This window comes from Bacillota bacterium (genome assembly GCA_040754675.1).
GTDB lineage: Bacteria > Bacillota > Limnochordia > Limnochordales > Geochordaceae > Geochorda.
Genome location: JBFMCJ010000251.1, coordinates 1 through 6128, shown reverse-complemented (window position 1 = coordinate 6128; position 6128 = coordinate 1). Strand labels below are relative to the sequence as shown.

The window sequence follows — 6128 nt, the reverse complement described above, 5'->3', positions numbered from 1 at the left end:
GCTTTCCCGCCAGCATTTCGAGCTGCAGCCGGTAACGGCGCACCTCGCCCGGCTCCAGCACCACGAGCGAACCTCTCTCCCGCTCCCGGCTGCGCCCCTCGACATGGCAGTTGGCGGGCTCAAGGCCGAGGACGTAGGCGCCGCTGGCGCACAGCTTCCACTGCACGAGAAGCGGCAGCGTGGCAGCAGCGTAACTCAGGTGAACCCCGATGCCCCGGGCTTCGTCGGGCCAACCCGCCGCCCCGTGAGCTGCCATCCCGATACCGGGTGTGACGCCGGGGTTGGCCAGAACGACGTGCGCCCACCCCCAGGAATCGGTAGCAGGCCGGTGGTAGAATACCTGCTCTTCGACCCCGGGTCGAGGGGGTTCGAGGAGGCTCCAGCGGTCGATGCCGGCGGCCGCGACTGCATCGCGGGCCCTATGCTTGCCCGATCCCGGAGCATGTCTCAGCGCCGAGCGTAGTAATACCACCATCGGCTGATACGGTGCACCCCCAACCCCCGCGGCGGCCGCCGGCTGGCGCCATTTCCGGACCGCTCCCCTGGTAAGCAGGCTTTCAGAAATAGAACATGATGGGGACCGCGTGCGTCTTGTAGTCGGTGTGCGATTGTACAGGGGGCAGATATGCCGCTAACAACCGCTGCTGAGGGTGGAGTCCCGGGGCACCAGCTCGATGGGCAGCGCGGGGATGAGGCCCGGGACACATGCAGATGTCGGGACGCAGGCCTCGGCGAGGAGATCGGTGGCCAGGACGGCCTCGCCGGTCCTGCACACCTGTTCCCCCACCACCTCACCGAGGCCGCGCAGCGGCAGCGCGACGGTGGACAGGGTAGGGTACACCTGAGCCGTCAACGGGATCCCGCCGATCCCCATGATGGCCATGTCGTCCGGGATGCGCACCCCGGCCCGCAGGGCGGTCTGCAGGGCGCCGACGGCCATCTGGTCATTGGCGGCCAGCACCGCGGTCGGACGCTCGGCGGGCCGCAGCCGGGCTCGTAGAGCGAGGACGTGGCCCATGGCGGCCGAGCCGCTCAGCACGTCGAAAGCGCCCGAGAAAACGAGCCGCTCGTCCCAGGTGCCGGCCCGCTGCAGCGTCTCCCGGAACCCCTCCAGCCGCATGACAGCGGCCTCGTTGCCCTCCGGCCCCCGGATGAAAGCAATGCGCCGGTGGCCCAGCCCCAGCAGGTGCTCGGCGGCCAGCGCGGCGGCCTGGTCGTTGCGGATCCTCACGTGGGGAATGCCCGAGATCGTCCGCCCCACCAGGACGATTCGTACGCCCTCGTCCTGGAGCTGGCGCAGCATGGCCTCGTCTTGCTCTTCAGCCCCCGCCACGATGATGGCGGAAACCTGGTGCTCCCGGAGACTCACCAGATACGCCGCCTGACGCTCGGGAAGGCGATCGGTGTCGCACAGCAGGACGCTGTATCCGTGACGGGACAGCGCCGCCTCGACGCCCTTCACGATTTCGTGGAAGTACGGATCGGCGATGTCCGGCACGAGCACGCCGACCAGCGTGGACCGCTGGAGGACCAGGGTCTGCGCCAGGCGATTGGGATAGTAGTGCAGGCGTCGCGCCGCCTCCAGCACCCGCTGCCGCGTCGACTCCTTCACCGGGGCGGTTCGCCTGAGCGCCACGGATGCCGTCGTGACGGAGACGCCAGCGGAGCGTGCCACGTCCTTAATGGTGATGCGCCGTGGCCTCTCGCCAGCGTTGCCCATCGGGTCCTCCCTTCCGACGACAGACCGGTTCTTGCCCGGCTGAGTTTTCCCTCTGAGGGCGGCAGGAAGTCGTCGATGCCCGTCGAACCCCGGTAGCATGTGATACGAAACGTTTCGTATCCCGACGCAGGGGGAGTGGCAATGACCGACCGGCTGACGGTGGCCGTTCTGGGCACGGGACGGATGGGGGCCGTACACACGAGGGCGCTGCAGCAAATCGCGCGCCGCGGCCTGGAGGCCAACGGGAGAAGGGTGACCCTCGAGGTCGTCCTCTACGGGCGCAACCCAACCAAGCTTGAGGCGCTCGCCCGGGAAACAGGAGTCGAGAGGACCTTCTCCGAGCTCGACGCGCTGTGGCAGGCTGAGGGCATCGACGTCGTCGACAACTGCCTGATCAACGACCTGCACTACGACGTCCTCCGCCGCGCCATTGACCGGGGCCTCCATGTCTTCACCGAAAAGCCTCTTACCATCCGGCTCGACCAGGCCCGGGACCTCCTCAGCCGGGCGGAGCGGGCCGGTGTCCACCACGGCATCGTGCAGAACATGCGCTTCCAGGCGGGCCCCGCCCGGGCGAAGGAGCTCATCGAGGCCGGGGCTCTCGGCCGCATTTTCCACGTGCGCGTGGTCTTCGGCTACTTCGTGCCGCGTGAGCTGTCCAACCGGCCAGCCTGGTTCTTCTCCAAGGAGCAGGCGGGCGGCGGGATCGTGCACGACATGATGGCCCACTTTTTCGACCTCATCTCGTACCTCGTCGCTCCCATTCAGAGCGTGGCGTGCTTCACCGGCACCTACTTCCCGTCGCGCATCGGCACCGACGGGCGGCCCTTCCAGGTGGACGTCGAAGACGCTGCCGGCGTCCTGCTGAGGCTGGAGAATGGCGCTATCGCCGACATCTTCGCGAGCTGGGTGAGGCGCCGCCACGAGGAGATCCCTCTCGTGGAGATCGATGGGGAGAAGGGCAGCGTGGTGTTCAGCTTCCACACCCTGCGGCTGCAGAGGGCTGAACGGACGCCATTGTTCCGGTTCGACCCGACCGAGGTGCAGCAGTCCTGGCAGGACGGCTGGGAAACAATCGAGTTGCCGCGCCTCGATCCCTTCGAGGTGCAGCTTGAGGGGTTCCTGAAGGGGATTCTGGCCGGCACCCCCTTCCGGCCTGACTGGCACGATGCGGTCACCACGCAGGAGTGGATCGAAAGAGCGTACGCGGCCGCGGCGGTTGTCTAAACGCGGTGGCTTGGCCTCATGGTTGGACCCGACGTAAACGGAAGGTGCGCCATGGACGTCATCCGGCTCTCAGACGTGGTCGGTGAAGAGTTCCCGGCCGGGCGCAGGACCCGGGTGCTGGTCGGTGCGGGAGGCCCCCTCCAGGCTCAGCACTTTGTGGAGGGGTATGTTTCCATCCGACCGGGCGGGGGTGTGCCAGCCCACGAGCATCCGCAGGAGGAGGTCTACCTCATCCTGTCGGGCAACGGAACGATCCGGGTGGGGCACGAGACGAGGACGGTGGAGGGTGTCACCGCCGTCTACATCCCGCCCGGCGTAGAGCACGAACTCCGTAACACGGGTGAGACGGAAATGATCATGGTCTTCACCTACGCACCGCCCGGGATCGTTTCCCATTGGGAGGCCGAACGCCGAGGGCAGCTGGGTGCGGCCAACCGATGACGAGATAACCACCACCGGGAAGGCGTTCAGGGGAGGCGGGGCAGTGGTAGAAGCGCTTTCGTACGAGGCAGTTGCACGGATGATTGTAGCCCGCCGGCGAGTCGAAGGGGCGGCCGCCGTGCTACTCCCCTATCGTCCGGACGGGGTACCTGACCTCGACGGCTTCTCACGCCTCGTTGCCCACATCGCCGCTCAGGGGCTCATCCCGGCGGTCAACATGGACACGGGCTATGTCGACCTGCTCAGCCCCGCCGAACGAGGCCAGGTGCTGCAGGAGGCCGCGCGGACCCTGGCCGGGCGGCCGTTCATCGCAGGGGTGTACGTGGGAGACGACCCGGGTGACCTGGCGGGTGCCTATCGCCGAGACGCCGACCGGATCAGGGAGCTGGGCGGTCTACCCATCCTGTTCCCGTGCGCCCGGCTCAGGGCCATGGCGCCAGGCGAGCAACTGGATGTGTACCGGCGGGTCGCCGCCGGAGGGGGGCCGCTGCTCGCCTTCGAACTGAGCCCGATGTTCACGCCTGCGGGCTTCCTCTTCTCCGAGGAACTGTATCGGGGCATCGTGGAGCTACCCGAATTCGTGGGCATGAAGCACTCGTCACTCAGCAGGCGGCTCGAGTGGCAACGGCTGGATGTCCGAAACCGGGTTCGGAAAGAGTTTCGCATCTACACTGGAAACGACCTCGCCATCGACATGGTGATCTACGGGAGCGATTACCTGCTCGGGCTTGCGGCCTTTGTGCCCGAGGCCTTCGCCCTGCGTGACGACCTCTGGGAGGCGGGGGATGTCCGCTTCTTCGAGCTGAACGATGCTCTGCAGTATCTCGGGCAGTTCGCGTTCCGGCCGCCGGTACCGGCGTACAAGCACTCGGCGGCTCAGTTCCTGCACCTACTCGGCCGGATCACCAGCGACGCACCACACCCTGGTGCCCTGAAGCGGCCGGACTCCGACCGTCTCGTGCTCGAGGAGATCGCCCGGAGGCTGCAGGGGCTCATGGACGTCATCCGAGCACGACCCCATGAGGGAGAGGCTGGTCAGGGAGAGGACCGCAAGGGAGGCGTTCGTAAGCCAGGAGGATCGGCACCGTGATTGTGGACAGAGCGCCGCGCGCCGGGGCGGCAGGGAGACGGATCGCGGGAGCCATCCGCTCCCTCTACCGGTCGCGGGGGATCTGTCCATAGAGAAACATACAAGGAGGGCTCAGAGTGCTGTCACTGCAGATCACGGAAACCGCCGCCGTCATTCACACTGCAGACGGGCGGGTAGCCGAATACGTGCCTGGCGACGGAGCCAAGCGCCGCCCATACATCCATCCCATTTCGCTGCCCGGGGGACCTCCGCTGACGGCGAACCGGCCCTCCGATCACGTCCACCACCATGGGCTCTGGGTGGGACATCACCTGGTCGAGTCCGGCGGACGGGTGGATGACTTCTACCTGGAGCGAGGCGACGAGGGGGAGATCCTACACGAAGGCTATGAGAACGTGGTGGCATCCGGAGACGTTGTCGGGTTCACGGCCTTGCACCGGTGGGTGGCGGGAGATGGATTCAGCCCCCTGATCGATCGCTGGGACGTTCGGGTCGGGCAGTACGAGAATGGGGACATCTGGATGGACCTTCGGCTGGAGCTGCGTGCCGTGGCCGGTCCCGTGACGCTGCGCTCCACTAACGAGTCCGCCCTACCTCTAGTCCGAGTCGCCGAGCCCCTTAGCGGGCAGAACGGCGGGGTCATCACCAACAGCCGGGGGGCAACCAAGGAATGGATGACCTTTGGCCGGCGGGCCGAGTGGGTGGATTACTCTGGCCCCGTTCCGGGAGGCGCCTGGCAGGGACTGGCCATCCTGGACCACCCAAGAAACCCTGCTTTTCCAAGTCCTTGGTTCACGCGTGACTACGGGCCTTTTGGTCCCTCGCCCAACTGCTTCGACGGGGATCTGTACGTCATGCCCTGGCGTCCACTGTTGCTTCGCTACCGGGTCATTGTTCACCGGGGCAGCGTTGCGGAAGCCAGGGTGGCGGAACGTTGGCAGGACTTCGTCGTGGTCCAGGTTTAGGGGTGGAATCATGAGCTGTCCGAAGATCGTCCAGGTTGACGTCTTTCCCCTTGTCTTGCCGTTTCGGGGCGAGTTCCGGACCTCGCGTGGCCTCGTCGGGTCAGGGGCACAGGGGCGCACGGTGGCTCTGGTCAAGGTGACGGCCGATGACGGTACCATTGGATGGGGCGAGGCGTCTCCTCTCCCGGTCTGGTCGGCTGAGACCCTCCATTCGGTGGTCACCGCCATCCGCCATTACCTGGGCCCGGCCGTGATCGGGCTACCTATAGCAGACGTGGATGGCCTACACCGGGCAATGAACGCCGCGGTGGCGCCCGCTTTCGGCCCTGGCATGCCCATCGCGAAAGCCGGCATCGATATAGCGGTCCACGACCTGCTGGGCAAGGTGCGTAACATCCCCCTTTGGCAACTGCTGGGCTACCGTCGAGCCGAATCGGTGACCCTTAGCTGGACGGTGGGGGCACCGGACCTGGAGGCCGCACGCCGCTCCATAGCTGAGGGCCTGGAGCGAGGATATCGGAACTTCAACATCAAGGTGGGGCACGAGCTTGACTACGACCTAGTAGTGCGTCCCACAAGTTCGTTCACTGACGCGGTACCGTCCGAAGAGGAGCCAGAGGAAGATGCGGTTAGAGGTTGGCCAGAACCCAGCCGAACTGCTCGGTCACCAGACGGAACAGTTCGG

At 66.4% G+C, this 6128-nt stretch carries 7 protein-coding genes; 5 read left to right on the top strand and 2 right to left on the bottom strand.

Annotated features, from left to right (window positions below):
• Positions 1-475 (bottom strand): DUF4432 family protein (locus AB1609_14000; GenBank protein MEW6047573.1); only part of this gene is annotated, 475 nt, incomplete at its 3' end.
• Between the two features lie 156 nt (positions 476-631).
• On the bottom strand, positions 632-1720 hold the full coding sequence (locus AB1609_13995) for a LacI family DNA-binding transcriptional regulator (GenBank protein MEW6047572.1): 1089 nt from the start codon (positions 1718-1720) through the stop codon (positions 632-634).
• A 141-nt stretch (positions 1721-1861) separates the two neighbouring features.
• Here AB1609_13995 and AB1609_13990 point away from each other — a divergent pair, with 141 nt between their 5' ends.
• The 5 genes from AB1609_13990 to AB1609_13970 all read left to right on the top strand — a co-directional run.
• Positions 1862-2947: a Gfo/Idh/MocA family oxidoreductase gene (locus AB1609_13990; GenBank protein MEW6047571.1), complete on the top strand. Its 1086-nt coding sequence runs from the start codon at positions 1862-1864 to the stop codon at positions 2945-2947.
• A 51-nt stretch (positions 2948-2998) separates the two neighbouring features.
• Positions 2999-3388 (top strand): dimethylsulfonioproprionate lyase family protein, encoded by a 390-nt coding sequence (locus tag AB1609_13985; protein MEW6047570.1) that lies wholly within the window; start codon positions 2999-3001, stop codon positions 3386-3388.
• Positions 3372-4478 (top strand): dihydrodipicolinate synthase family protein, encoded by a 1107-nt coding sequence (locus AB1609_13980; protein ID MEW6047569.1) that lies wholly within the window; start codon positions 3372-3374, stop codon positions 4476-4478. Before AB1609_13985 ends, AB1609_13980 begins: the two co-directional genes overlap by 17 nt.
• Before the next feature lie 116 nt (positions 4479-4594).
• Positions 4595-5443 carry a PmoA family protein gene (locus AB1609_13975; protein ID MEW6047568.1) on the top strand — a complete coding sequence of 283 codons (849 nt, stop codon included), beginning with the start codon at positions 4595-4597 and terminating at the stop codon, positions 5441-5443.
• A 10-nt stretch (positions 5444-5453) separates the two neighbouring features.
• Positions 5454-6128: hypothetical protein (locus AB1609_13970; GenBank protein ID MEW6047567.1), on the top strand; the 675-nt coding region annotated here is incomplete at its 3' end.